Origin of the sequence: Ideonella sp. BN130291, assembly GCF_036231905.1 — a bacterium.
GTDB lineage: Bacteria > Pseudomonadota > Gammaproteobacteria > Burkholderiales > Burkholderiaceae_C > CAMLIZ01.
In genome coordinates this window covers 53,659-77,765 of record NZ_JAZARE010000008.1, presented here as the reverse complement: position 1 = coordinate 77,765, position 24,107 = coordinate 53,659, and the positions used below count along the sequence as shown (strand labels likewise).

Sequence of the window (24,107 nt, the reverse complement as noted above, 5' to 3'; positions counted from 1 at the left end):
GCCGCGCGGCAGCGGCCTGGTGACAAGACGTGACGCCTATACTGCCCGCGACCGTGCCGGCTGCGGCCCGCCCGGCACGACAAAGGGCGGTAGTGCGAAGGCGGTAGTGCGGCATGGCGTTCGAGCAGGTGGTGGATGCGGCGGTCGATCTTCTGCGCCGGCGGCGACGCGTCACGCGCGGCTTGCTGCAGCGTGAGTTCGGCCTGGACGACGCCGCCTTTGCCGACCTGCGCGACGAGCTGCTCCACGGCCAGCGGGTGGCACGCGAGGAAGACGGCCAGGTGCTGGTCTGGCGTGATGCCCACACCGTGGCCCCTGCGGAGCGGCGCCAGCTCACCGTGATGTTCTGCGACCTGGTGGGCTCCACCCGCCTGGCCGCTGCGCTGGACCCGGAAGACCTGCGCGAGGTGGTGCACCGCTACCAGGCGGAATGCAGCGCGGTGCTCGAACCCCTGGGCGGCCACATCGCGCAGTACCTGGGCGACGGCATCCTGGCCTACTTCGGCTATCCACAAACCCATGAGGACGATGCCGAGCGCGCCGTGCGCGCCGGCCTGGGCCTGGTGCAGGCGGTGCGCCGGCTCAACGAGCGCCTGCGCGCGCGCTTTCGCGTCGAGCTGCAGGTGCGGGTGGGCATCCACACCGGCCTGGTCGTCATCGGCGACATGGGGAGCGCGGAACGCCGCGAGACGCTGGCGCTCGGCGAAGCCCCCAACCTCGCCGCCCACATCCAGGCGCGCGCCGAGCCCAACACCGTGCTCGCCAGTGAGGACACCTTCCGGCTGCTGGCCGGCCGTTTTGTTGGCGACCTGCACAGCGAGCAGCCGCTGAAGGAAGGCAGCCGGGCGCTGCGCCTGCTGCGCATCGCCAGCGAAAACGATCCGCTGTTGCGCGAGCAGCGCACCGGCCGGCTGCTGATCGACCTGCACGGCCACGGCCAGCAGCTGCGCAGCGCCTGGGAGCAGGCCTGCAGCGGGCGCGCCGGCGCCGTGCTGGTGCGTGGCGAAGCGGGCCTGGGCAAGACCCGGCTGGTCGACGAGCTGCGCACCTCCGTGCGTTCGGGCTCGGCCGAAGTGCTGGTGCTGCGCTGTTCGGCCTTCCACCGCCACAGCGCGCTGCATCCCTTTGCCGAGCAGATCGCGCGCCGTGCCGGCCTGGAGGCTGACTCGCCGTCGGACGACGTGAGCGAGCGCCTGCGGGCGCTGCTGCAGCAGGCCGGGCTGGACGACGTGCAGGCGCTCGGCCTGCTGGCCTTGCTGGCCGCGCCAGGCAGCGCCACCGCCGCCGCCGCGGCCACCCTGCCGCCGGCGCAGCTGATGCAGGCCACCCAGGCGCTGCTGATCGACTGGTTGGCCGCGGCCGCCCAGCGGGCGCCGCTCCTGCTGGTGTGCGAGGACCTGCACTGGGCTGATCCGTCCACGCTCGCGCTGCTGCAGCGCCTGGTCGATACACCGTGTGCGGCGCAGTCGCTGCTGGTGCTGACCGCCCGTCCCGACTTCGTGCCGCCCTGGGGCAGCGAGAGCCCGGTGGCCACGCTCACACTGGACCGCATGCCCGCCAACGCGCTGGCCGAGCTGGTGCGCCAGGTGGCCGGCCCGCGCCAGCTGGCGCCGGCCCTGGTGGAGCGGATCGTCGCGGTTGCCGAAGGTGTGCCGCTGTATGCCGAGGAGATCGCCAAGGCGGTGCTGGACTCCGCGGCGGCCGCGCAGGCGGGCGCGCCGATCGAAGTGCCCGCCACCTTGCAGGCGTCGCTGCTGGCGCGGCTGGACCGGCTGGGCGCGATCAAGCCGGTGGCCCAGACCGCTGCGCTGCTGGGGCGGGAGTTCTCGTTCGAACTGCTGGCCGCGGTGGCGGACCTGCCGGTGGCCCAGCTCGGGCCCGCCCTGCACGAGCTGGTGAGCGCGGACCTGCTGCGCCGGCGCGGCACGCCGCCACAGGCGCGCTACACCTTCCGCCATGCCCTGTTGCAGGCGGCGGCCGCCGATTCGCTGCTGCGCAGCAGCCGCACACAGTTGCACCGGCGCATTGCCGACGCGCTGCAGACCCGCTTTGGCGCGGTGGCCGACGCCGAGCCTGAAACCCTGGCACGCCACCTGAGCGAAGCGGGCGAGTCCATGCGCGCCATTCCCTTGTGGCAGCGCGCCGGCGAGCGGGCGCTGGCCCGCTCGGCGCTGGTGGAGGCCACGGCCCACCTGGACGCCGGGCTGGCCCTGCTGCATGCGGCCGGCACCGGCACCGAGCGGGACCGCATCGAGCTGGAGCTGCAGGTGCAGCGCGCGAGTGCGCTGCGCGCCACCAAGGGCGTGGCGGCGCCGGACACCGGCGAAGCGTATGAACGCGCCGTGGCGCTGGCACGCCGCCTGGAGGACTCGGCGCGCCTGGTGCCGGCCTTGAACGGCCTGTACGCCTACCACATGGTGCGTGGCCAGTGCGACGCCGCGCTCGCGCCGGCGCAGGCGCTGCTGCAGGTGGCGCAAGCGCGCGGCGACGCGGTCATGCAGATGATCGGTCACCGTGCGGTGGGCGCCGTGGCCTTCCACCTCGGTGAGCCGCTCACCGCCCGCGAGCACCTGGAGGTGGCGCTGGCCGCCTACGACCCCATGGTGCACGCGCCGCTGGCCGTCACCCTGGGCATCGACCACAAGGTGACGGCCAGCAACTTCCTCTCGCTCACGCTGTTCGTGCTGGGTGACGAACACAAAGCGCTCCAGGTGCAGCGCGCCGGCCTGGCCCAGGCCGATGCGCTGGACCACGCGCACAGCAAGGCCCAGGCGCGGGTGTTCGGCTGCCTGCTGCTGGCCCTGCGGGGCGACTGGAAAGAGCTGCCGCTGTGGGCCGAGCGTGTGATCGACCTCGGGCGCACGCGCGGCTTTCCGCTGATGGAAGGCGGCGCCACCTTCTTCTTCGGCGCGGCCCAGGCCTTTGGTGGTGGCGGTATGGCCGCCTTGGAAGCCGGCCTGCAGACCATGCAGCAAGGTGCGCAGCTGTGGTGGGGCACCGGCGCGCGCAACTACCGCTCCTATGGCGAACTGCTGATGGCCCAGGCCCAGGCGGCGCTGGGCCGCTTCGACGCGGCGCGCCAGCTGCTCGCTGCGGCGCGCCAGGGTATCGAGGACACCGGCGAACGCTGGGTGGAGCCGGAGCTGCTGCGCATGGAAGGCTTGCTGCTGCGCGAGGTGGACGGCCAGGACGCCAGCATCGCCCGGCTGCAACAGGCGCTGGCCTTGGCGCATGCCCAAGGCGCCGCTGGCTGGGAACGCCGGGCGGCGATCAGCCTGATGCAGACGCAGGCCGCGATGCCGTCTCAGTGCGCGGGCGCGGCCACGACCACGCCCTGACGCCACAACGCGGTCAGCCATTGCACGGCGGCCGCTTCACCCGCTTCGGCACACCAGGCTTTCAACAAGGCGCACAGCGGCAGGGGCTGCGCCAGCGGGCGCAACAACGCCGCCATGGAGGCGCCGCCGATGAAGGACACCGGCCCGTCCAGCGCGGGGTGCACCAGGGCATCGGCTTCCACGATGAAGTCGCCCTGCAGGGTGGGCATGCGTTGCCACCGCAGCCGTGTGTCCAGGCCCACCCAGCTGTCCAGCGCGGGCAGCGCCTGCGGCGTCGTGGTCCGCGCATCGGCCGGCGAGGCGGCAGCCGCGCGTGCCTGCCAGAAGGCAGTGCCGCGCGCCAGCGCAGCGGCCCGATGAAAGCCGGCCGCCAGCTGCGCATGCCGCGCTGCCGCCCGCTGCACCTGGTCACGATGGAACTGCAGGGCCAGCGCCTGGTGGTGAGGCCGGTGCACCAGCGTGTGCAGGCAGGCGGCCGCATGCAAGGCACTGCGCAGTGCGGCCTGCACACCCTGGGAGGACAGCGGGTCGATGCTGAACGCGGCTTCGCCTACCTTGAACACACGTGCATCGGCGATGTCCCGGGCCAACCGCGGCGTGGCATCACACACCTGCACCGGCCCCGCGGCCTCCCCCTGCAGGCAAGCCGACAGCAGGGAGGACTCGCCCAGCAACCGCCGGTACAGCGCCTCGCGCGCGGACGGCGCGAGGCCGGCGCAGCGCGATGCATCCACGAACACGGCGGTGTTGACGCAGCCATCGGGCAGTGGCGCGCCCCAGTACCAGGCATGGTCCGCCGCTTCCACGCGCATGCGCGGGTCGGTGTGCGCAGGCAGGCGGTGCCAGCGGGCGAACAGCGCGGCGGTGCGCGGCGCGGTGGGCTCGCCGCCGCGCCGGCCATGCGCCAGCACCAGGGTCTGCGCCAGCACCATCCGCCCGTCGTGCAGCGGCAAGCTCACGCCCTGCGGCCCGACCATCGGCGCCCCTGCCGTGGCTGGTTGCAGCACCCGCACACCGGCCGCGCTGGCGGCGCCGAGCAAGAGAGCGTCGAAGCGCGCGCGATCGACCTGGAAGCCGGCGTCGCCGGCGCGCGGCTCGTCCATGGTGTGCAGCGGGCCGTCCCACCGCACGAGGGCGCCGCGCGGGCGCAAGAACCCGGCGCTTTCCACCGCTTGGCGCACACCGAGCTGGTCCAGCACCGGCAGCACGCTGGCAGGCAGCGATTCGCCGACATGCGGCCGGCCCGGCGGCCCGCGCTCCACCAGCACCACCGCATGCCCGAGTTGCGCCAGCCGCAAGGCGCAGGCCGCGCCGGCCGGCCCGCCGCCCACCACGCACACATCGGCGTGCAGGTTCATCGGAACAGGTCAGGCCGCTGCTGCGCGATGCGCACATAGGCGCCCAGCGTGTGATGCAGCCAGCCACGGATGAAATCGCAGGCCACGCGCCCGCGGTTCAGCACCTCGTGGTGGCAGCCGCCGCCACACAGGTAACGCGCCCAGCAGCTGCGGCAGGGCTCCTGCCGGTCCACATGGCGCGCCTGCAGCCAGCGCTCACGCGCACTCTCGTCGATCCCGCGGCCCAGGCTGCCCATGGCCGCACGCGGATCGGCCACGAAGCGGTGGCAGGCGCTGTACTCGCCATTGGCCGACACACCGAGGTAGCCGGCACCCGCGCCACAGGGCAGCGGCCGGTGGGTGCCGCGGTGCAGCTCCTGCAGCGCCGCCAGCATGTTGGAAAACGGATAGGGCTCGCCACGCACGATGTGCTGCTCGAAGGCCAGCGCGCAGTCCACCATCTGCGCCAGCAGCGCCTGCAGGTCCTGTTCCGACAACTGCAGCGCCGGGTCGCGTGCCGACAGGCTGGGGGAAAAGCCCACGCTGTGGAAGCCCAGGCCGAGCAGGTGGTCCAGCGTGGCCCGCAAGGCGGTGTGGCACGGGGTGACGGTGACACGCGCGCTGACCTGCAGCTGCGGGCCTTGCGCGGCCAACAGCGGCCGCAGGCGCGCCACGATGCGCTCATAGCTGCCGGTGCCGCCCACCGTGGGGCGCAGCGCGTCGTGCAGCTCCTTCTCGCCGTCGATGCTGACCGTGACCGTAAAGCCGTGGTGCGAGAGGAAGGCCACGTCCTCCTCGTTCACCACCGTCGCATTGGTCGTCAGCGCAAACCGCATGCGGATGCCGCGCTCGGCCGCCAGCGATGCCGCCAGCTCGGTGGCCTGGCGCAGCACGGTGCGGTTGAGCAAGGGTTCACCACCGAGGAACGCGAGGCTCGCAGAGCCGCCCGACGGCACGCGCGCCAGCAGCGCCTGCACGGCATCGCGGGCCACCTCCCACGGCATGTGCTGCGCGGTACCGCCGAAGCTGCCGCCATCGGCGTAGCAGTAGCCACAGGCGAGGTTGCAGTGCTCCGACACGGCGAGCGCCAGCGCGTTCACGACCGGCGGCTCCACGTGGTCACCGATGGCCGGTGCATCTGCGAGCAGGCCGAAGGCGGACAGCAGATCGCGCTCGGCCGCGCGCCCTTGCCGGGCCGCCGCATCCAGGCGCGGCGCAAAGTCGGCCGGCACGTCGTACACCCGCGAGCCGTCGGCGAGCAACGCGTGTGTACCGCCTTCGGTATCGAAGCAATGGGCCTCCACCGGCCCGGCATGGGCGCACCGCTTCAGGCCGGCCACGGATATGGTGGCCACGCTCATGGCACGCTGAAGAACGGAATGCCGATGCCGCGCGCCGCCAGCGCTTCGGCCTCCGCATTCAAGGCGGTCATCAGGGCGCGCGAGCGGCTGATCGCCAGCTGCGCGCCGGCGAAGTTGTGCTGCGCCTCGTCCGCATAGGCCTTGCGCAGCTCGGCCACCAGGGCCTCATAGGTTTCCAGCGCAGCGGCGGTTTCCTTGGGATGGCCAAGGCGGATGTGGCGCAGGTACGGCAGCGGCGTGGCCTGGAAGTAGCGCGCCAGGGTGTTGTGCATGTCCTTGAAGCGCTCCCAGTGCTGCACGCCATCGGTGTCGATCTTGACCGCCAGCTCGTACAGGTGGCGCGGGTACTGCGGCTGCTCCAGCGTGGCGACGCAGCGGGCATAGGCACGGTCCAGCGGGCCGCCAGGGCGCTCCACCCTGATGTAGGCCTGCAGGGCCTGTGGGTCCAGCACGCGCAAGGCCGGCTGGTGCAGCCCGTGCAGCCCGATCGGCCCGTGGCGGCTGTGGCGCACCACCGGCGTGTAGTGCCGGCCGGGCGGGTAGAAGCCGGCGGCGCCCAGCTCCCACAGCAGCTGGTTCACCCAGCGCAGGTGCGTCATCTCGCTCACTGCCACCAGCGTGAGCGACTGCCGCACCGCCAGCAGGTCGTCCGGCAGGGTGGGCCAGCGGTCCGCCGGCGCCTCCGCCACGCTGCGCAGCGAGAACAGCGAGTACAGGTACTCGATGGCCAGCGTCATCTCCATCGGCGCCAGCTCGTTCTCCAGCGCATCGACCAAGGCTTCGGCGCTGGCATAGGGCTTGGCATGGTCCGGCTTGGGTGGTGTGTAGACCGCGCCGATCTCGCGCCCGCCGATCACGAAGTTGAGTTCCTGCCAGCGCTGGTTGATCTCGAAGTGGTCGATCTGGTCGGGGCGCGCGGCCGTGCGTGTGTCGGGTGCGGCCACCTCGCCGGCCGGTGTGCGGTCGCGCCGCAGCCAGTCCAGGTAGGTGAGTGCGGTGGTGGCGTCCTCGGGCTGGCCGTCGACATTGGCGCTGCTTTCACCCAGTACGACATCCGGATGGTTGCTGGCCCAGTAATAGCAGGCGCAGTCGCGGAAGTCGTGCTGCCATGGGTTGCACAGGCTCTGCGTCAGCTCACCGGGCTCGAACACCGGCGAGATCACCCCGTCGGGCGTGGTGTAGCGGCGGCGATAACCGTGCAACTCGATGACGGCTTGCGGCGTTGGCGCATCGCGGTTCACCAGCCCGATCGCCAGCGGCTCGTCGGGCACCAGGCTGCGCAGGAAGCGCCACACCCATTTGCCATCCCACGGCTGGCCATCGGGCTGCAGGCAGGAGATGCGCTTGCCGCCCTGCTCCACCCACTGCAGGTACCAGCGGCCCCGGCTCAGGGTGTTGCCCACGTCGCCGCTCAACTGGGCGAGCAGCGCCACCACCCAGGGCTCGGTGCTGCGCTCGGGCAGCATCGGATCGTTCTGCCAATCGACAACCACCAAGCGCGCGCCGCCCTCGTTGAGCGGCGTGCCGGGCAGCGGCGCCACCGGTGCGGCGACCACGCGGAACAGCAGGCCGGGAAAGAAGCGGCCGTCGAGGTTGCGCACATCGAGTTCCAGGCCGGGGAAGCAGTTGCCCACCGCGGCGTCCAGGCGCGCGCTCGCCGGGTTGCCGATCACTGCGGCGCGCGCGGTGCGATTCCGGGGCCTGATCTCGTTTTCGGCGCTCATGCATGCCCCTTTTCTGCTTCAGCCTGCAGCCGCTCTTCCTCGGCCAACAAGTCGAGAAAGCCGATCATCATCTGGTACTGCCGGCGCGTGAGCGACAGCGGCACCCAGTAGGCGTCGCGCATATAGGGCGGCATGCGCATGTCGTGCTGCAGGTCGCGCTGCACGCGTGGGTCGCGGAAATCAGGGTGCGGCTCGGGGCCAGGGTTTTCGTCCCACTCGGGCACCGTGCCGAAGGCCGGGCGCAGCAGGCGGCGCACATGCGCATGGCGGCGGCGCAGGAAGTCCATCAGGATCGTCTCGTCCATCAGCTGCGAATGCACGAAGGGCACGGTTTGCGTGAAGGGCAGCCGGTCGCCGCGCGCGCTGGTGGTGCTGAACACCGAAGCCTGCTGGCCGGGTGTGAGCTCGGGCACGCGGTCCACCCAGGGCTGGTCGGTGCGCGTCATGCTGCTCGGGCCGGTGGCTGGCAGCTGCGCGGTGGCGCTGGTGCTCATCGCGTTGTCCTGCAGGCCTTCGGTGCGCGCCTGGTCGAGGTTGAGCGTGCTGGCGGTTTCGAACACACGGCGGAAGAGTTCCACCACCTCGTCCTTCACCGCCTCGAAGTTGTCGCGCGTGACCTGCACCGGGGGCAGGTCGCGGTCGTCCAGGTCGGCGTCCACGCCATAAAAAGGGCGGCGGTCAGGCGCGAAGTCGGGCGGGCCCACGAACACCCGCGCATCGCAGCGATAACGTTGGCCGCGCCACGCCAGGCCGGCGGTGATGACCGCGTCGCAGCTGTCGTCCACCACGCCCCACGCGGTGCTGTCGCCGTCGTCGGCGCCGTCATAACCGTCCTGCGGCTGCGGGTCTTCGTACTCGCCGGTGACCATGCGGTAGCGCGAGTACGGCGTGTTGTCGTTGAGGAAGCGGTTGTTTGGCGGCACGATGGTGTGCATGCGGCCTTGCTCAGTGCCGGCCAGCTGCAACACGTCGATCGGGCCGGTGACGGCGAGCCGGTCGATGCCCACCACCGCGCGCGGCGGGCCGTACACCGTGCCCACGGCGGGCGTGAAGCGCAGCCGCAAGGTATCCAGCGCCACGTCGGCGAAGGCCGGATCGCGGCCGGCACGGGGACGCAGCCACTGCACCGCGCCCAAGGGAATCGGCTGCTCGGGCGACACCAGCGCCTGCTGCCCGCTGGTGTGGCGGCTGAAGGCCAGCAAGGGGTGGCGAGCATGGTCGTCGCCGGGAATCTCCACCCGCGCGGTGAAGCTGCAGCCCATGTCGGCGATGCCCGTCTTGGCATCCGCCAGGCGCCGCGCCGCCTTGAAGTTGCCGGCGGTCACCTCGATGGCCAGGTGGCGCAGGGTGATGCCCAGCTCGTGCAGCAGCGTGGGGGTGAGCGGCTGTTCTTCCACGCTGCCATCGTGTGGTGACTGCAGGCGCGCCCACAGCTCGAAAAACGGCGCTACCGGCCGCACCGCGCCGTCGTCGTCTTTGAAGCGGATGCTGTGCGGCAGGAGGGGCTGTGCGCAGCCGTCCTCGTCCACGCGCAGGCTGATGGCCGGCTCGATGACCGTCTGCACGCCGCCATGTTCAGCTCGCGAGGTCTGCCACTCGAAGGCATCCAGCGGGGTGGGGCTGGCGCCGACGCGGGCGATGGCCATCGGTGGGTTGAAGAAGATGGCGAGCAGGGTGCGCATGGTTGCTTCCTGAAAACCTGTCGTTGAGGCTCTGTGCGAGGCGTGAATCGCAGTTCAGAGTGGCAGGCAGCATCGCCTGGCTCCGGATCGATCCGCGTGCGCGCCGTTCAAAACGGCATGCCTCGCTCAAGCGCCCGGGAGACCTGCTCCACGATGTTCTCTATCGCGCGGCGGACGGGATGCACCATGAAGTCGGCTGGGAGTGCACCGAAGTACTTCTCCACCGCATAGGCGAAACGGGTTTGGCCACTGATGTTCATGGACACCCGAGCGTCGGCTTCCGAGACACCGGCCGCGTGATCCAACAGATTGGCGACCAGGTATTCCGCGGCGCTGAAACCGGGCGGCTGGTTCTTGCGAACGTCATCCGTCAGATTGCGACCCACGACCGCCACGCTGAAGCCCACCAGCTCGGGCGCCGCACCCGACAAGTGGCGAAGAATCGCATCCCGGTTGCGATGCCGCTGCACAGCCCGCGCGAATTCCGCTGCCACTGCATCCGCCGGCGACGGGCTGAGAACAGCGTCGCCGAAACGAAAGCCGTGATCCAGAGTCAGCGACTCCCGGTCGGCGGGCGGCCGAGCATCCACCACCGCAGCAACTGCGCGCGTCACCTCCAGGTCAGAGATCAGCACGGTTCTTGTTGCAGGCACGAGCGGTTGCCGCAAAGGCGCCTGCGCACAGGCAGCCAGACACCCTGTCAGTCCAGCCAGCAAAGTACGGCGGGTCATCTTCGAGTCCCGACTGCTCACAACACACTCCAGAGGTTGCCAGCCAGCGCCGCTCGTTCTTCAGCGCGGCGAACTACGGAATTGGCGCTCATGTCACAAGCGCCCCCACACCTGTACTACCCCCAGCAGGTGGACCAGCCCGTAACCCAGGCAGATCAGCGAGCTCCACACCACGAAGGGCGTGACGTGCGTCGGCTTGAACACCAGTGCGGGCACCAGCACCAGGCCGCGCAGCAGGTACACCACGGTGATGGCGACGATGGCGGCCTTCAGCAGGGGCAAGCGGGGCACCGCGCCGGCGGCCGACAAGGCATAGGCGGCCCACGCCAGCAGCACCAGCGTGATGCCGGCCGTGACGCCCGCGGGCACCCAGGACCCGCGTGCCGCCGCCTGCGCCATGCGCTCCCCGGCACCGAAGAAGCGGTACCACGCCGGGCCGCCCAGGATGCAGCCGAGGTGGAGCAGGGCGGCGATGAAACTCAGCGCTGCGGCTAGTAGGAGCGCGGGGTTGAGAGAAGGGGGCATGGTTCCAAATCAGTCGTTCGACACCGGCACGCCACTCCACGGCACCGCCACCACCGCTCCGCCCTTCTCCGCCTTCGGCCACCGTTCCCCGTCCCCCGGCGACACGCTCTGCGCATACCTGAAGAAGTTCCCCGGGTCGTACTTCCTCTTCACCGCCAGCAGCTTGGGGAACGCCTCCTTCCAATACCGCTCCCGATAGTCCAGCTGGCTCAGGCGCGGGTAGTTCTGGTAGCTCTCGCCGTTGCCAAAGCCGTTCATCACCACCATGCACTCGTCCAGCCAGGCCTGCACTTCCAGGCGCTGTTGATCGGTCATCCAGAACACGTCGACGAAGAAGTCCATGTCGCTGTCACGATGCACGAACGCGGTGGCATCGCGCTTCACCGCATTGATGGCGCCGCCATAGGGCTCGATCGCGAAGCAGCTCCAGGGGTTGGGGCTCTTGCGGAAGAGGTCGCACACCTTCTTCCATTCCTTGAGCTTCAGGCGCCGGGCGATGTAGGTGCTTTGTTTGTCCTCGCGCGCCAGGTCGGGGCAATTGGGCACCGGCTCCGGCGTTTCGAACAGCCAGTCGTTCAGTTCCTGGTAGGTGCCCACCTTGTCGAGTTGCAAGGTGGCGCCGGTGTCCTCGATCAGCGGCAGCAGCAGCTTGAGGCCCGCCTTGCGCTCGCCCCAGTACACCCCACGCATGATGAGCACCGGCTCGCCCGGCGTTTCGCCGCCTGGGCCTTCGAAGACGAAGGCGCCCATGTAGCCCAGGTCGCCGCTCACGCCATCGGCCATGTAGCTCTTCTGCAGGGCCACCATGGCGGCCGGCGCCTGGTCCAGCGTCCAGCGCAGGCCATAGCCCCACAGCAGCGGCAGCGGGTGCAGCCGGTAGGTGGCCTGCAGCAGGATGCCGAAGTTGTTGCCGGTGCCGCCACGCATCGCCCAGAACAGGTCGGCGTGGGTGTGCTCGTCGGCCTTCACGATGCGCCCGTCGGCCAGCATCACCAGCAGGCTGGTGACGTTGTCGCAGTTCATGCCGAACTTGCGGCTGGTGAGGCCGTAGCCACCGCCTTGCATGAAGCCGGCCACGCACACATCGCCACACACGCCGGTGGGCACATGCAGCTGGTAGTCGGCCAGCGTGGCGTTGAGGTGCGCCCAGTTGGTGCCCGGGCCGACCACCGCGCGCTGCTGCTCGGCGTCCACGTACACGCCGTTCATGCGGCTGGTGTCGATGACCATGCCGTTGTTGGTGCTGAAGCCGGCGGTGCTGTGGCCGCCCGACCTCGTGGTGACCCAGAGCTTGTGCGTGTGCGCAAAGGCCAGGCACTTGGCCACGTCGCTGAAGACCTCGCAGTACGCGATCAGCAGCGGAAAGTTCTGGAAGGCCAGGTTGCTCAGCTGCCGGTTGGCGGGGTAGCTGGCGTCGGCCGGCAGCACCACGTCGCCTTGCAGGCTGGCCTGCAGCGCGGTCACGTCGTCGCCGCTGAAAGGCGCGGCAAAGGCTTGTACCGATTGCCCCCAGCCATGGAGTTTCTGCAGGCGTGCCTGCTGCCTGCGTGTTCTGCGCCACATGGTGATTCCCTCGGGCTGCGCGCCTTGGCCAGGCGCTTGTTGGAGTGCGTGGCACGTTAGCACGCAGCGCCAGCTGCCGGCCGTGTGAACTGCTTCACTGCGGCGGGGTGACCTGCTTCGCTTCGGAGTTGGCGATGGCCTGGGGACACTGCCGACGATGGAATTGACCACGATTGGATCGCTGCTCACCGTGGCCACGGTGCCGCAGCCGGCCGGCATGCAGGCCTGGACGCGATCGGCGCTGCAGGCCTGTGCCCTGGCGGAGGAGGAGGGTGCGCCCCTGTGGCAGACGCTGTCCACCACGCTGGAGACCTCCGGCTGGGTGGCCGAAGCGTCCTCGCAGCAGACGCTGCCGCTGCCCATGCTGGCCGGTGCGCTGCGCGCCGACCCGGGCCTGGCCGGGCTGCTGGACCGGCGCGGCGGCGTCGCCCTGCCCGATGAAGCCACCGCCTTGCTCGATGCCTGGTGGACCGCCAGCCTCACCACCTCGGGGCCGACCGACCTGGTGATGCTGGCCGGCACGCTGCAGACCGACGCGCAGCGCCGACCGACGGCGCAGCTGTATGCCGTGACCCTGCCGGCGCCGTCCTGGCGCTGGCTGGTGCGCACGCAGCTGGTGCCCACGCGCCTGCACCGGCTGTCGCTGCGGCTGGACGAGCGCCGCCACGAGCTGCTGGCGCGCATCCTGGACGAGCGCACCCGCGCTCACCTCGACCGGGTGCGCCGCGTGCAGGTGGATGCCGGTGCGCGGGGCAGCGCGACGCCGGGGCTGCACTGAGGGCAGCCGGCCCGGCTACCAGGCAGCCGGCAGCTTCTTCAGGATGACGATCTGGCGGTCCTCGCGCAGGGCGACGTAGCCGCCGACGGTGAGCTCCTTCATGATGCGGTTCACCATCTCCCGCGAGGAGCCCACCCGGTCGGCAATGTCCTGCTGCGTGAGCCGCGCGCGCACGACGCGCTCGTCGCCCTGCGGCTCGCTCAGCTCCATGAGCACGCGCACCACGCGGCCATACACATCCTGCAGCGCCAGGCTCTTCACCTGCCCGGTGAGGCGGCGCACCATGCGGATCAGCTTGTGGGTGAGGTGCAGGGCGAAGTCCGGATGCTGCGCCAGCACCTCGCGCAGGTCGGCGCCCTGCACCACGCAGCAGGTGGTGGGCTCCATCGTCTTCACCGACACCGATCGCTTTTCGCCGTCCAGTGACAGCTCGCCCAGGTACTCGCCCGGGCCCAGCTCGTTGAGCACCACCTCGCGGCCGCTGTCGCCAGCGGAATACGCCTTCACCCGGCCGCTGAGCACGATGTAGAGAGACTCGGTGGTGTCGCCCTCGTTGATGAGGATGGCGTTGGCCGGAAAGCTGCGCACGCCGCCGCGGGCCGCGATGGCCTCCAGCAGCGGCTGGGGCAGCCGGTCGTCGCGGAACGGTTCGCTGGACATGGCGGTGATTATGCGGGTGTGACGCGGTTCACTTGCCCCAGGTGACATGGTCACTGGCCCCGGCGCCACCGGGCCTCTACAGTGCGGCGGAGAGGAAAAGCACAGGAGGCCTGAGCGGGCCCACAAGGCAGGGAGTGGCTGCGGCCGGTGATGCTGTGCTGTCGCAAGACAGCGGTTGCCGGTCGCAAGCCTGTTTTCCGGCGCGCCCCGCCCCGACGGCCTGTGGCCCCGTCATCCGCCGCTGCCTTCGCGGGGCGCCGGGTAGCGCACCGCCAGCACCTCGATCGTGTCCACGCCCGCCGGTGTCATCAGCTGCACCTCGTCGCCCTCGCGCGCCTTGAGCAGCGCGCGTGCGATCGGGGCGATCCAGCTGACCTCGCCCTTGAGGCTGTCCGCTTCGTCGATGCCCTTGATCGTGATGGTGCGCTCCTCGCCCTTGCTGTTGGCGTAGGTGACGGTCGCGCCGAAGAAGATCTGGTCGCTGCCGTGGTGCGCCGACGGGTCGGCCACCTCGGCGATGTCCAGCCGCTTGGTGAGGAAGCGGATGCGCCGGTCGATCTCGCGCAGCCGCTTCTTGCCATAGAGGTAGTCGCCGTTTTCAGAGCGGTCGCCATTCTTGGCCGCCCAGGACACCACCTCCACCACCTTGGGCCGCTCCTCGTCGATCAGTTGCAGCAGCTCGCCGCGCAGGCGCTGGTAGCCCGCCGGCGTGAGGTAGTTCTTGGTGCCCTGCGGCAGCGGCGGCAGGCCGACGCCGTCGTCGTCATCGTCGGCGTCGCCTTCGGGTTCCTTGGTGAAGGCCTTGTTCATGGCGATGGGATGTTAGTGGGCCGTGGGTCTCGGATTTGTAGCACCGTTGTGCTACATTTTTTCAAACGAGGGAATGCCATGCCGACCACCACCATTCGATTGCCCGAAGCCCTGAAGGCCCGCGTGGCCTCGGCGGCAGAACGCGCCGGTACGACGGCGCACAACTTCATCCTCGAGGCCATCGCCGAAAAGGCCGATCAGGCCGAGCGGATGAACGAATTCCACGAGACCGCGCAGCGCCGCTTCGAGCAGATTGCCAGTTCGGGCAAGACCATCCCGTGGACGGAAATGCGCAGCTATCTGGAAGAGCGCCTGGCGGGCAACAAGCCTCGGCGGCCGGCGGCCCGCAAGCTGGCTCGCTGAGTGGCCCGCGTCGAGCTGGCGCCAGAGGTCGCGGACGACTTCGAGCGCATCTTCGAGCACCTGGCGCAGCATGACCCCGAGGCGGCTTCCCGGCGACTGCCGGAGATCATCGAGGCCTTGTCGATATTGGGCAGCAATCCGCTGATCGGGCGGCCGGCGCAAAACGAACTTCGTGAGTTGGTCATCGGCCGGCGCAGCAAGGGCTACGTCGCCTTGTATCGCTACCTTCCCGACATCGACGTGGTGTTCGTGCTGGCCATCCGCGGCCAGCGCGAGGCGGGCTACGCGGGCGACTGATCCACCAGTCCAACCACCGCTTCCCCGATCGCCAGAGCCGACGTGAGCCCGGGCGACTCGATGCCGAACAGGTTCACCAGCCCGGCAACGCCATGCACCCCCGGCCCCTGGATCACGAAGTCCGGCGCAGGCTCGCCCGGCCCGTGGATCTTGGGGCGCACGCCGGCGTAGGCGGGCTGCAGCGCGCCGTCCGGCAGGCCGGGCCAGTAGCGCCGCACCGCGTCGTAGAACGCCTCGCCACGCCGCGGGTCCACCCGGTAGTCGATGCAGTTGCTGCGGGTGTCCTCAGGCAGCCATTCGGCGTCCGGGCCGAAGCGGGCCTGGCCGCCCAGGTCCAGCGTGAGGTGCACGCCCAGCCAGCTGCCTTCGTGCACCGGATACACCAGGCGCGAAAACGGCGCCTTGCCGGCCAGGGCAAAGTAGCTGCCCTTGCTGAACCAGGCGCGTGGCACGTGGGCCGGGTCCAGGCCGGCGATGCGGCCGGCGACTGCCGGTGCATCCAGCCCGGCCGCGTTGACCACCGTGCGCGCCAGCACGGTCATCGGCACCGCACCGCCCACGTCCAGCTCGATGCCGGCGTCGGTGATGCGGCCACCGAGCACCGGGCTTTCCAGCGCCAGCATCGCGCCGTGCGCTTCGGCATCGCCCTGCAGCGCGAGCATCAGGCCGTGGCTGTCCACGATGCCGGTCGATGGGGAATGCAGCGCGGCGACGCACTGCAGCTGCGGCTCCATCGCTTGCGCTTCACTGGCCGTGAGCCAGGCCACGTCGTGCACACCATTCGCATGGGCCTGTGCCTGAAGCGCCTTCAGGCCCGCGAGCTGGCCCTCGTGCGTGGCCACGATCAGCTTGCCGCAGCGGCGGTGCGCGATGCTGCGCTCGGCGCAATAGGCGTAGAGCAGATCGCGGCCCTGCACACACAACCGCGCCTTCAACGAGCCGGTGGGGTAGTACAGCCCCGCATGGATGACCTCGCTGTTGCGCGAGCTGGTGACGGTGCCGACCGCGTTGGCCGCTTCCAGCACCACCACCTCGCGCCCGGCACGCGCCAGGCGACGCGCGGCCGCCAGGCCCACCACGCCGGCCCCGACAACCACCGCATCGATGTGCTCGTGCGCCATCAGCCCTTCGCCGGAATGACGGGCTTGCCCTTGAGGGTGTAGCTGCGGCCGCGGAACACCGCGACGCGCTCGCCGCGCTGGTTGAGCACCTCGATGTCGTACACCCCCGTGCGCCCGGCCTTGTTGACCTCCACCGCGCGGGCGGTGAGCACGTCGCCTTCCTTGGCCGGTGCGACGATGTCCACGCTGAAGCCGGAGGCCACCGTGAGCTCGTTGTACGAGTTGCAGGCAAACGCAAACGCCGAATCGGCCAGGGTGGTGATGAGGCCGCCGTGGCAGATCGCAAAGCCATTGAGCATGTCGCGCCGCACGGTCATGGTGGTGGTGGCGCGGCCGGGGCCGATGTCGCTCACCTCGATGCCGAGCGACCTGGAGGCATGGTCCTGGGCGAACATCGCCTCGCGCACCGCCAGCGCCACCTGTTGCGGATCAGCCGGTGCATCAGGCATGCAGGCTCTCCTGGGCGAAGCGGGCGCGCAGCAGGCGCGGCGAGCGGCGGTAGCGCGCCTCGCCGTAGTGGGCATGCAGGTGCTCCAGCACCTGCACCACACGCGAGGGGCCGATCGCATCGGCCCAGGCCAGCGGGCCCACCGGATAGGCGGTGCCCAGCACCATCGCCACGTCGATGTCCTGCGCGCTCGTGCCGGTCCAGGTGACCAGGTCGGCCGCTTCATTGGCCAGGCCGCACACCACGCGCATGACGCCCAGCCCCGCCACGTCGTTCAGGCGCAGCAGCTCGATGCCGGCTGGCTGCAGCGCCGCGGCCAGCACTGGCAGGTGCGCGTCTGCGCCCGCGCTGGCGGCCGCGCCCACCAGCGTGGTGGTGGCGTAGTCGCGCGCCAGGTCCAGCAGCAGCAGCGGGCCGCCGCCAGCGGCGCGCTCGGTGGCGGTGCGGCCGTCGGTCAACGCCACCGTGACCTCGCCGAAGGCAAAACTGCCGGCAGCCAGGCCGTCGTCACGCGACACCGTGGCCCCGGCGCCCTGCAAGCGCTCCACCAGCGGCTGCAGCAGCCCCAGGTCGCCCGCCACGCGCAGCGCCGGCGCCTCGCCCACGGCCGCCAGCCCCACTGCATGCAGCTTGCCGGCGGTGGGGCGGTAGTCGTAGAAGCCACGCCCGCTCTTGCGGCCGAAATGCCCGGCCCGCACCAGCTCCTGCTGGATCAGGTGGGGCGCATAGCGGTTGTCCTGCTGGGTGGCGGCGTACACCGATTCGGTGACCGACAGGTTCACGTCCACGCCGATCAGGTCGATCAGCTCGAAGGGGCCGAGCGAAAAACCGCCGGCCTCGCGCATCAGGCGGTCGATCGCCTCCAGCGGGGCCAGGCGTTCGGCCAGCAGGCGCAGGCCTTCGGCGTAGTACGGCCGTGCCACGCGGTTGACGATGAAGCCGGGCGCGTTGGGTGCGTCCACCGGCGTCTTGCCCCAGGCGCGCGACAGGGCGTGCATCTCGGCCACCAGCGCCGGGTCGGTCTCCAGGCCGGCGATCACTTCCACCAGCTTCATGCGCGGCGCCGGGTTGAAGAAATGCCAGCCGATCACGCGGTTGGGGTGCACCAGGCCCTGCGCCACCGCGGTGATGGAGATGGACGAGGTGTTGGTGGCGAGCACTGCGGACTCGTCCAGCACTTCCTCGAGCTGGCGGAACAGCGTCTGCTTGGGCTCCAGCTTTTCCACGATGGCCTCCACCACCAGGCCACAGCCCTCGAGATCGAGCAAGGTGTTGGCCACGCTGAGGCGGCCCATCACCGCGTCCTTCTGCGCATCGTCCAGGCGGCCGCGCTTCACCGCGCCCGCCAGGTCGGCCGAGATGCGCTCCAGCGCGCGTTCGGCCGCGCCTTCCTGCGCGTCGAACAGGCGCACCGGGTGGCCGGCCTGGGCGGCCAGCTGGGCGATGCCGCCACCCATGCTGCCGGAGCCGATCACCGCCACGGTGACGGGCATGTCGAGTTGGGGCAAAGGCATCAGCGGTCCTTGAAAGTGGGAGTGCGTTTGTGCAGGAAGGCGGCGGCGCCTTCCTGGTAGTCGTGGGCCCGGCCCAGGCCGCGTTGCAGTTCGGCTTCGCGTTGCAGGGCCTGGTCCAGGGTCATCTCGCCGGCAGCGTCCATCGCCAGCCGGGTTTGTGCGAGCGCCTTCACCGGCATCGCGGCCAGGCGGGCGGCCAGGGCCTGCACCGTGTCCATCAGCGCGGCATCGTCCACGCACTGCCAGATCAGCCCCATGCGTTCGGCCTGCTCGGCCGGCAGCTTGTCACCGGTCATGGCCAGCCCCAGCGCGCGGGCGCGCCCCACCAGGCGCGGCAGCAGCCAGGTGCCGCCGCAATCGGGGATCAAGCCGATCTTGGAGAAGGCCTGGATGAAGCTGGCCGAGCGGGCCGCCACCACCATGTCGCAGCCGAGCGCCAGGTTGGCGCCCGCGCCGGCGGCCACGCCGTTGACCGCCGCGACCACCGGCATCGGCATCGCACGGATGCGCAGGGCCAGCGGGCGGTAGCAGGCCTCGATGAGGGCACCGATGTCCTTGGGCTGCGCGCCGGGCGTGAGGTCGGGCGCGATCGCGGGGTCGCTCAGGTCCTGGCCGGCGCAAAAGCCGCGGCCCGCGCCGGTGATCACCAGGCAGCGCACCGCGGTGTCGGTAGCGGCCTGGTCCAGCGCGGACCGCAGCTGTTCATGCATCTGCGTGGTGAAGCTGTTCAAGGCTTGCGGGCGGTTGAGCGTGAGCGTGCGCACCGCGCCGCTGTCGTCCACCCGCACCAGGGTTTCGGTCATGGTGTCTCCTTGGAAGGCCCCGTGGGCATGGTCGGAATTGATTGACCGACCGGTCGGTAATCATATTCGCTTGCCGGCGCTGCCGCCGTCGCAGCACCGCAATCCGCGGGCCTTCGGGCGGCGCGACTAAGATACCGCCTCTTCGCCATGTCGAGCAGCCTGCTTCACCGCCTTCGCACACCGCGGCACATCCAGTGGCTGCTGTGGCTGGCACTGCTGCTGCCGTTCGCGCAGGCGGCGGCCGACTGGCACGGCTATTCGCACGTGCGGGCCGATGCCGGCGCCGACCCGGACACCCAGCAGGCCCTGCACCCGGAGCACTGCGATCTTTGCCTCTCCGCCGCCGGGCTGGCGAGCGGCCCCTTGCTGGGCAAGCTGCCCGGGATGCCGCCGTCCGCGGCACGCCATGCGGCTCCGCGCACGGATCGCAGCAGCACCTGGGTTGCCGCGGCGCCGAGTGCCTACTTCAGCCGCGCGCCTCCCGTCCTTTTGCATTGAGCCGTTGCCGGCAGCCCACCGCGTGAACCGCTGCCGTGGGCTGCAGTGCCTCTGCCCGACCGCCCGCGCCTGCGTGCGGGCGCCGGCGCAGCGGGCACGGAACCCCGTTTAACGCTTGAATGCCCTGCGCGCACCGCCGCGCGGGCAAGGACTCTCCATGAATCGCATCTGCCCCCTGTCGCGGCAACGCGCCGTCGTCGTTGCCATCGCCGTGCTCGCCATGGGCGCGGCTCGCGCGGCCGACGACACCCCGTCGCCTGCGCCGGCATCCACCCCCGCCACGATCGCCTCATCTGCCTCCGGCACCTCCAGCTCCGGCACGTCCGGCGTGCAGTCGGTCGTGATCACCGGCAACCCGCTGCGCGCGGAGCAACTGGCCGCACCCGCCACGTCCATCAGCGGCGACGAACTCGTGCTGCGCCGTGGCAGCTCGCTCGGCGAAACGCTGGAGGGCCTGCCCGGCGTGTCGTCCACCTACTTCGGCCCCAACGCCAACCGCCCGGTGATCCGCGGCCAGGACGGCGACCGCATCCGCGTGCTCAGCAATGCCGGTGCGTCGCTGGATGCGTCCAGCCTGAGCTTCGACCATGCGGTGCCGATCGATCCGCTGGTGGTGGAGCGCGTGGAAGTGCTGCGCGGCCCGGCCGCCCTGCTCTACGGCGGCAGCGCCGTGGGCGGCGTGGTGAACGCCATCGACAACCGGATTCCGCGCAGCCCCGTGAGCGGCGTCTCAGGCGCAGCGGAAGCCCGCATGGGCGGCGCGGCCGACGAACGCGGCGTGTCCGGCCTGGTGGAAGCCGGCGGCTCGGGCTTTGCGCTGCACGCCGACGCCTTCTGGCGCAAGACCGACGACCTGCGCGTGCCGGGCTTCGACCGCCCCGTGGACGGCGGCGGCACCGAACGACGCGACCGAGTGGTGAATTCCGCGAGCGAAGCCAAGGGCGGCGCCGTCGGCGGCTCCATGGTCTGGGACCACGGTTTCCTGGGGGCGAGCGTGGACACTTACCGCAATGACTACGGCACCGTCGCGGAAGAGGACGTCACGATCCGCATGCAACGCGACAAGCTCTCGCTATCGGGCGAGGTGCGCGACCTGGGCGGCTTCATCACCACCGTGCGGGCGCAGGCCGGCTTCACCAACTACGAACACCAGGAGGTCGAAGGCACCGGCGAGGTGGGCACCACCTTCAAGAACAAGGGCGGTGACCTGCGCGTGGAGGCGGTGCACGCCGCGCGAGCGCTCGGCGCGGGCCAGCTGGAGGGCGTGTTCGGCTTCCAGGGTGAGTCGTCACGCTTCGAGGCCCTGGGCGAGGAAGCCTTTGTCCCCACCACGCACAGCCGGCAGGCGGCCGCGTTCGTGTACGAGCAGTGGAGCCTGGGCAAGGCCATCCAGCTCAGCGGCGGCCTGCGCGCGGAGCGGGCCACGGTGGATTCCGACGGCGATGCCGACGCCGACGCGGCGAAGTTCGGCCCGGCGCTGCAGCGCAGCTTTTCGCCCAAAAGCGCGTCGCTGGGCGCGGTGTGGAACCTCGACACACGGTGGCAGCTGAGCGGCAATGCGGCGTACACCGAACGCGCGCCCACCAGCTATGAGCTCTATGCCAACGGCGTGCATGCGGCCACCGCCACCTTCGAGCGCGGTGACACCGCGCAGGCGAAGGAGCGCGGCCGCAACATCGACCTCGCGTTGCAATGGAAGGACGGCCATGACCACGCCAAGGTGGGCGCGTTCTGGAGCCGCTTCCAGAACTACATCGCGCTGGTGCGCAGCAGCGAGCCGGACTTCGTCGACGAGGAGGGCAACGCGTTTCCGGTGTACACCTTCCGCGGCGTGCCGGCCCGCTTGTACGGTGCTGAAGTCGATGCCGGCAAGCGGCTCTGGCAAGGTGCCGGTAGCCTCGACCTCGAAGGCCATATCGACCTGGTGCGCGGCGACAACCTGAGCACCGGCGAACCGCTGCCTCGCATCGCGCCCCTGCGGGCGACGGTGGCGCTGTACTGGCAGCAGGACGCCTGGAGTGCCCGGGCCGAGGTACAGCACGCAACGCGGCAGACCCGCGTGCCGGAGGACGACACGCCGACGCCCGCGTGGACCATCGTCAATCTGTCGGCCGCCTACAAGCTGCGCCTGGGCGAGACCGATGCGCTGGCGTTCGTGAAGCTCAACAACGTGGGCAACGCGCTGGCCTACAACGCCAGCACGATCGGCACGGTGCGGCCTTTGTCGCCCTTGCCTGGCCGCGGCGTGATGGCGGGGCTGCGCGTCAGCTTCTAGGGTAAGCAGGAAGAAAGGCGCCGGCCGGCAGGCCGGCGCCTCCCCTTCGACTCAGCTGCGCCGCAGGCCGCGGCGGCGCCAGGCCAGCAGACCCAGGCCGCCCGCCATCAGCGCCAGCGATGCGGGCTCCGGCACTGGCGACACCTTGGCGATCGAGATGTTGTCGATCGCGACGTCGAAGTACGTGCCGCCGAACACCATGCCGGGCACGTAGGTGGTGAACGCGATTTCGTCGATGCCGGCCAGCACGCTGGCGAAGGTGCGGCCGTCGGGCAGCCTGGGCTCGAAGGTCACCGGGTCCTCCGCGCCATAACCGCCCCAGCCCGTGGGCAGCGCCTGGGAGTGGGTGTCGCTGATGGTCACCGACCAGTGCTGCCAGCCGGCCTGGGCCGCATCCAGCGTGCCCAGCTTCGCCCAAACCGCCACGTAGGGCATGCCTTCGGGCGCGTTGTCGTAGTCGCGCAGCTCCACCACCAGGTCCCGCGTGACCTCGCGATCGAAGAAGAACACCGACTGCGTGCTCACGTCCAGGCCGATCTGCACCCCCGGCATGAGCGTGTAGTCGCCCAGGAAGTGCTGGTTGCGATCGGTGCTGAAGGTGATGCCGAAGTCGGTGAACTGGGTGTGCAGGGCCGGCGCATCGTTGCCCATCGTGGTGTCACGCCAGGTGCTGCCGCCGCTGCCTTTGGGGCCTTTCCAGCCCTGGCGCCAGTGGTCGAAATCGACCGTCGTGTCAGATGCCGCCTGCGCCGCGCCGCTGATGAGCGCCAGGGCCGCGGCAAGGACTTTGAGCTTGTGGTTCAAGTGCCTCTCCATGGATGGTTGTCGGTAGGTGGGGCGTCAGCCCCGGCGCAGCGTAGCCCCAGCGGGCCGGTCAGTCCATCCCTGTGGACAATCGATGCCCGATGGATGCCGCGGTGCATCCGCAAGGAGACAACCATGCCCTGTTATGCAATCGACGGCCTGGTGCCGGTGGTGGACCCCAGCGCCTTCGTGCACCCGAGCGCGGTGCTGATCGGCGACGTGATCGTGGGGCCGGGCGTGTACGTGGGGCCGTGCGCCAGCCTGCGCGGCGACTTCGGCCGCATCGTGCTGGAGCGCGGCAGCAATGTGCAGGACAACTGCACCATGCATGGCTTTCCAGGCAGCGACACCGTGGTGGAAGAAAACGGGCACATCGGCCACGGCGCGGTGCTGCACGGCTGCGTGGTGCGGCGCGATGCGCTGGTGGGCATGAACGCGGTGGTGATGGACGAAGCGGAGGTGGGCGAAGCAAGCTTCGTGGCTGCGTCCGCCTTCGTACGCGCGGGGCTGAAGATCCCGCCGCGCTCCCTGGCCGCGGGCGTGCCGGCCAAGGTGGTGCGCGAGCTCACCGAACAGGAGATGCAATGGAAGCTGGCCGGCACACGCACCTACCAGCGCCTGACCGAGCGTTGCCTGGCCACGCTGGAAGAGGTAGAGCCGCTGCATGAAATGGAAGCCGATCGCCGGCGTTTCAGCGACGCGGACCTGAAGCCACTGGTTGCTACCAAGGCCAGCGGTAGCAGCTGATCCCAGCGATGTCGATTCCCGGCGGCGCCGTTCGTCGTGCCAGCATCACCCCACCGAAAGCTCCGCCATGGCCTTGAAGCTCTACTTCCACCCGTTCTCCTCCTACTGCCAGAAGGCGCTGATCGCGCTGTACGAAAACGGCACTGCATTCGAGCCGCGCGTGCTCGACGGTCCCGACGGCGAGGTGACACGCGAACTGGCCCGCCTGTGGCCGATGAAGCGCTTTCCGGTGCTGGTGGACGGCGAGCGCACGATCATCGAGGCCAGCTGCATCATCGAATACCTGGGCCTGCACCATCCCGGCCCGGTGCGCCTGATCCCCGCGGACCCGAAGGCGGCCATCGAGGTCCGCATGATGGACCGCTTCTTCGACAACTACGTGTCCACGCCGCAGCAGAAGATCGTGTTCGACGCCCTGCGGCCCGAAGGCGTGCGCGACGCGCATGGCGTGGCCGAGGCCCGCGCGATGCTGGACACCAGCTACGCCTGGCTCGACAAGGTGATGGCGCAGCGCGAATGGGCGGCCGGCGATGAGTTCAGCCTGGCCGACTGCGCGGCCGCGCCCTTCCTCTTCTATGCGGACTGGACCCATCGCATCGGCGAGCAACACGCCCATGTGCTGGCCTACCGCCGCCGCCTGCTGGCGCGGCCCTCCTTCGCCCGCGCGGTGGACGAAGCGCGGCCCTTCCGGCCCTACTTCCCGCTGGGCGCACCCGACCGGGACTGAC

The 24,107-nt window shown here is 70.4% G+C and carries 22 protein-coding genes; 8 read left to right on the top strand and 14 right to left on the bottom strand.

Annotation, left to right across the window (positions count from 1 at the left end):
* Nucleotides 1–113: 113 nt before the first annotated feature.
* Nucleotides 114–3,338, top strand: a complete 3,225-nt coding sequence (locus tag VPH43_RS17765) for an AAA family ATPase (protein WP_328579074.1) — start codon at nucleotides 114–116, stop codon at nucleotides 3,336–3,338.
* On the opposite strand, the gene qhpG is transcribed toward VPH43_RS17765, so the two are convergent.
* The 7 genes from qhpG to VPH43_RS17730 all read right to left on the bottom strand — a co-directional run bounded on the left by qhpG (nucleotide 3,305) and on the right by VPH43_RS17730 (nucleotide 12,261).
* Entirely contained in the window at nucleotides 3,305–4,696 is a 1,392-nt protein-coding gene (qhpG, locus tag VPH43_RS17760) for a flavin-dependent monooxygenase QhpG (RefSeq protein ID WP_328579073.1), read from the bottom strand. The two genes, VPH43_RS17765 and qhpG, sit on opposite strands and share 34 nt — an antisense overlap.
* The gene (locus tag VPH43_RS17755; RefSeq protein WP_328579072.1) at nucleotides 4,693–6,036 is read right to left on the bottom strand and encodes a radical SAM/SPASM domain-containing protein; all 1,344 of its coding nucleotides are present in this window, start codon (nucleotides 6,034–6,036) and stop codon (nucleotides 4,693–4,695) included. Before VPH43_RS17755 ends, qhpG begins: the two co-directional genes overlap by 4 nt.
* Complete coding sequence (locus VPH43_RS17750) at nucleotides 6,033–7,760, bottom strand: ferritin-like domain-containing protein (RefSeq protein WP_328579071.1); 1,728 nt, start codon at nucleotides 7,758–7,760, stop codon at nucleotides 6,033–6,035. Before VPH43_RS17750 ends, VPH43_RS17755 begins: the two co-directional genes overlap by 4 nt.
* Nucleotides 7,757–9,442 (bottom strand): hypothetical protein, encoded by a 1,686-nt coding sequence (locus VPH43_RS17745; protein ID WP_328579070.1) that lies wholly within the window; start codon nucleotides 9,440–9,442, stop codon nucleotides 7,757–7,759. Before VPH43_RS17745 ends, VPH43_RS17750 begins: the two co-directional genes overlap by 4 nt.
* Before the next feature lie 107 nt (nucleotides 9,443–9,549).
* Nucleotides 9,550–10,077, bottom strand: a complete 528-nt coding sequence (locus VPH43_RS17740; RefSeq protein ID WP_328579069.1) for a hypothetical protein — start codon at nucleotides 10,075–10,077, stop codon at nucleotides 9,550–9,552.
* Between the two features lie 189 nt (nucleotides 10,078–10,266).
* Nucleotides 10,267–10,698, bottom strand: coding sequence for a hypothetical protein (locus tag VPH43_RS17735; protein ID WP_328579068.1), 432 nt, complete (start codon nucleotides 10,696–10,698; stop codon nucleotides 10,267–10,269).
* Between the two features lie 9 nt (nucleotides 10,699–10,707).
* Nucleotides 10,708–12,261, bottom strand: a complete 1,554-nt coding sequence (locus tag VPH43_RS17730) for an FAD-binding oxidoreductase (RefSeq protein ID WP_328579067.1) — start codon at nucleotides 12,259–12,261, stop codon at nucleotides 10,708–10,710.
* Nucleotides 12,262–12,418: 157 nt separating this feature from the next.
* On the opposite strand from VPH43_RS17730, the gene VPH43_RS17725 reads away from it, so the two are divergent.
* Nucleotides 12,419–13,039: a hypothetical protein gene (locus tag VPH43_RS17725; protein ID WP_328579066.1), complete on the top strand. Its 621-nt coding sequence runs from the start codon at nucleotides 12,419–12,421 to the stop codon at nucleotides 13,037–13,039.
* A 15-nt stretch (nucleotides 13,040–13,054) separates the two neighbouring features.
* Here the strand turns inward: VPH43_RS17725 and VPH43_RS17720 are convergent, their stop codons facing one another.
* Both VPH43_RS17720 and greB read right to left on the bottom strand, forming a co-directional pair.
* The gene (locus VPH43_RS17720; protein WP_328579065.1) at nucleotides 13,055–13,699 is read right to left on the bottom strand and encodes a Crp/Fnr family transcriptional regulator; all 645 of its coding nucleotides are present in this window, start codon (nucleotides 13,697–13,699) and stop codon (nucleotides 13,055–13,057) included.
* A 231-nt stretch (nucleotides 13,700–13,930) separates the two neighbouring features.
* Nucleotides 13,931–14,509: a transcription elongation factor GreB gene (gene greB / locus VPH43_RS17715; RefSeq protein ID WP_328579064.1), complete on the bottom strand. Its 579-nt coding sequence runs from the start codon at nucleotides 14,507–14,509 to the stop codon at nucleotides 13,931–13,933.
* Nucleotides 14,510–14,587: 78 nt separating this feature from the next.
* Between greB and VPH43_RS17710 the strand changes: the two genes are divergently transcribed.
* Together VPH43_RS17710 and VPH43_RS17705 are read left to right on the top strand one after the other, a co-directional pair.
* Nucleotides 14,588–14,872: a CopG family transcriptional regulator gene (locus VPH43_RS17710; protein WP_328579063.1), complete on the top strand. Its 285-nt coding sequence runs from the start codon at nucleotides 14,588–14,590 to the stop codon at nucleotides 14,870–14,872.
* Nucleotides 14,873–15,169, top strand: a complete 297-nt coding sequence (locus VPH43_RS17705; RefSeq protein ID WP_328579062.1) for a type II toxin-antitoxin system RelE/ParE family toxin — start codon at nucleotides 14,873–14,875, stop codon at nucleotides 15,167–15,169.
* Here the strand turns inward: VPH43_RS17705 and VPH43_RS17700 are convergent.
* Genes VPH43_RS17700 through paaG form a run of 4 tightly spaced genes read right to left on the bottom strand, consistent with a single transcriptional unit; the run spans nucleotide 15,154 to nucleotide 19,055 of the window.
* Nucleotides 15,154–16,290, bottom strand: a complete 1,137-nt coding sequence (locus VPH43_RS17700; protein ID WP_328579061.1) for an NAD(P)/FAD-dependent oxidoreductase — start codon at nucleotides 16,288–16,290, stop codon at nucleotides 15,154–15,156. The two genes, VPH43_RS17705 and VPH43_RS17700, sit on opposite strands and share 16 nt — an antisense overlap.
* Nucleotides 16,290–16,739 (bottom strand): hydroxyphenylacetyl-CoA thioesterase PaaI, encoded by a 450-nt coding sequence (gene paaI / locus VPH43_RS17695; protein ID WP_328579060.1) that lies wholly within the window; start codon nucleotides 16,737–16,739, stop codon nucleotides 16,290–16,292. Before paaI ends, VPH43_RS17700 begins: the two co-directional genes overlap by 1 nt.
* Nucleotides 16,732–18,252: a 3-hydroxyacyl-CoA dehydrogenase gene (locus tag VPH43_RS17690; RefSeq protein ID WP_328579059.1), complete on the bottom strand. Its 1,521-nt coding sequence runs from the start codon at nucleotides 18,250–18,252 to the stop codon at nucleotides 16,732–16,734. Before VPH43_RS17690 ends, paaI begins: the two co-directional genes overlap by 8 nt.
* Nucleotides 18,252–19,055 (bottom strand): 2-(1,2-epoxy-1,2-dihydrophenyl)acetyl-CoA isomerase PaaG, encoded by an 804-nt coding sequence (gene paaG / locus VPH43_RS17685; RefSeq protein ID WP_328579058.1) that lies wholly within the window; start codon nucleotides 19,053–19,055, stop codon nucleotides 18,252–18,254. The genes VPH43_RS17690 and paaG overlap by 1 nt, the downstream gene beginning before the upstream one ends.
* 147 nt (nucleotides 19,056–19,202) lie before the next feature.
* Between paaG and VPH43_RS17680 the strand changes: the two genes are divergently transcribed.
* Both VPH43_RS17680 and VPH43_RS17675 read left to right on the top strand, forming a co-directional pair.
* Nucleotides 19,203–19,553: a hypothetical protein gene (locus tag VPH43_RS17680; protein WP_328579057.1), complete on the top strand. Its 351-nt coding sequence runs from the start codon at nucleotides 19,203–19,205 to the stop codon at nucleotides 19,551–19,553.
* A 157-nt stretch (nucleotides 19,554–19,710) separates the two neighbouring features.
* A complete protein-coding gene (locus VPH43_RS17675; RefSeq protein ID WP_328579056.1) occupies nucleotides 19,711–21,828 on the top strand; it encodes a TonB-dependent receptor in 2,118 nt (705 codons plus the stop codon).
* Between the two features lie 51 nt (nucleotides 21,829–21,879).
* Here VPH43_RS17675 and VPH43_RS17670 read toward each other — a convergent pair whose 3' ends face one another.
* Nucleotides 21,880–22,632, bottom strand: coding sequence for a PEP-CTERM sorting domain-containing protein (locus VPH43_RS17670; RefSeq protein ID WP_328579055.1), 753 nt, complete (start codon nucleotides 22,630–22,632; stop codon nucleotides 21,880–21,882).
* A gap of 135 nt (nucleotides 22,633–22,767) precedes the next feature.
* Here VPH43_RS17670 and paaY point away from each other — a divergent pair, with 135 nt between their 5' ends.
* Complete coding sequence (paaY, locus tag VPH43_RS17665; RefSeq protein WP_328579054.1) at nucleotides 22,768–23,379, top strand: phenylacetic acid degradation protein PaaY; 612 nt, start codon at nucleotides 22,768–22,770, stop codon at nucleotides 23,377–23,379.
* A 67-nt stretch (nucleotides 23,380–23,446) separates the two neighbouring features.
* Nucleotides 23,447–24,106 carry a glutathione S-transferase family protein gene (locus VPH43_RS17660; RefSeq protein WP_328579053.1) on the top strand — a complete coding sequence of 220 codons (660 nt, stop codon included), beginning with the start codon at nucleotides 23,447–23,449 and terminating at the stop codon, nucleotides 24,104–24,106.
* Nucleotide 24,107: the final 1 nt, after the last annotated feature.

What these genes read in the sequence shown, in the direction of transcription:
- greB (WP_328579064.1), bottom strand. Translation starts at nt 14,509, where the DNA reads ATGAACAAGGCCTTCACCAAGGAACCCGAAGGCGACGCCGACGATGAC.
- VPH43_RS17700 (WP_328579061.1), bottom strand. Translation starts at nt 16,290, where the DNA reads ATGGCGCACGAGCACATCGATGCGGTGGTTGTCGGGGCCGGCGTGGTG.
- paaI (WP_328579060.1), bottom strand. Translation starts at nt 16,739, where the DNA reads ATGCCTGATGCACCGGCTGATCCGCAACAGGTGGCGCTGGCGGTGCGC.
- VPH43_RS17750 (WP_328579071.1), bottom strand. Translation starts at nt 7,760, where the DNA reads ATGAGCGCCGAAAACGAGATCAGGCCCCGGAATCGCACCGCGCGCGCC.
- VPH43_RS17660 (WP_328579053.1), top strand. Translation starts at nt 23,447, where the DNA reads ATGGCCTTGAAGCTCTACTTCCACCCGTTCTCCTCCTACTGCCAGAAG.
- VPH43_RS17680 (WP_328579057.1), top strand. Translation starts at nt 19,203, where the DNA reads ATGTCGAGCAGCCTGCTTCACCGCCTTCGCACACCGCGGCACATCCAG.
- VPH43_RS17690 (WP_328579059.1), bottom strand. Translation starts at nt 18,252, where the DNA reads ATGCCTTTGCCCCAACTCGACATGCCCGTCACCGTGGCGGTGATCGGC.
- VPH43_RS17755 (WP_328579072.1), bottom strand. Translation starts at nt 6,036, where the DNA reads ATGAGCGTGGCCACCATATCCGTGGCCGGCCTGAAGCGGTGCGCCCAT.
- VPH43_RS17720 (WP_328579065.1), bottom strand. Translation starts at nt 13,699, where the DNA reads ATGTCCAGCGAACCGTTCCGCGACGACCGGCTGCCCCAGCCGCTGCTG.
- VPH43_RS17735 (WP_328579068.1), bottom strand. Translation starts at nt 10,698, where the DNA reads ATGCCCCCTTCTCTCAACCCCGCGCTCCTACTAGCCGCAGCGCTGAGT.
- paaY (WP_328579054.1), top strand. Translation starts at nt 22,768, where the DNA reads ATGCCCTGTTATGCAATCGACGGCCTGGTGCCGGTGGTGGACCCCAGC.
- VPH43_RS17675 (WP_328579056.1), top strand. Translation starts at nt 19,711, where the DNA reads ATGAATCGCATCTGCCCCCTGTCGCGGCAACGCGCCGTCGTCGTTGCC.
- VPH43_RS17710 (WP_328579063.1), top strand. Translation starts at nt 14,588, where the DNA reads ATGCCGACCACCACCATTCGATTGCCCGAAGCCCTGAAGGCCCGCGTG.
- VPH43_RS17765 (WP_328579074.1), top strand. Translation starts at nt 114, where the DNA reads ATGGCGTTCGAGCAGGTGGTGGATGCGGCGGTCGATCTTCTGCGCCGG.
- VPH43_RS17745 (WP_328579070.1), bottom strand. Translation starts at nt 9,442, where the DNA reads ATGCGCACCCTGCTCGCCATCTTCTTCAACCCACCGATGGCCATCGCC.
- VPH43_RS17725 (WP_328579066.1), top strand. Translation starts at nt 12,419, where the DNA reads ATGGAATTGACCACGATTGGATCGCTGCTCACCGTGGCCACGGTGCCG.
- VPH43_RS17730 (WP_328579067.1), bottom strand. Translation starts at nt 12,261, where the DNA reads ATGTGGCGCAGAACACGCAGGCAGCAGGCACGCCTGCAGAAACTCCAT.
- paaG (WP_328579058.1), bottom strand. Translation starts at nt 19,055, where the DNA reads ATGACCGAAACCCTGGTGCGGGTGGACGACAGCGGCGCGGTGCGCACG.
- qhpG (WP_328579073.1), bottom strand. Translation starts at nt 4,696, where the DNA reads ATGAACCTGCACGCCGATGTGTGCGTGGTGGGCGGCGGGCCGGCCGGC.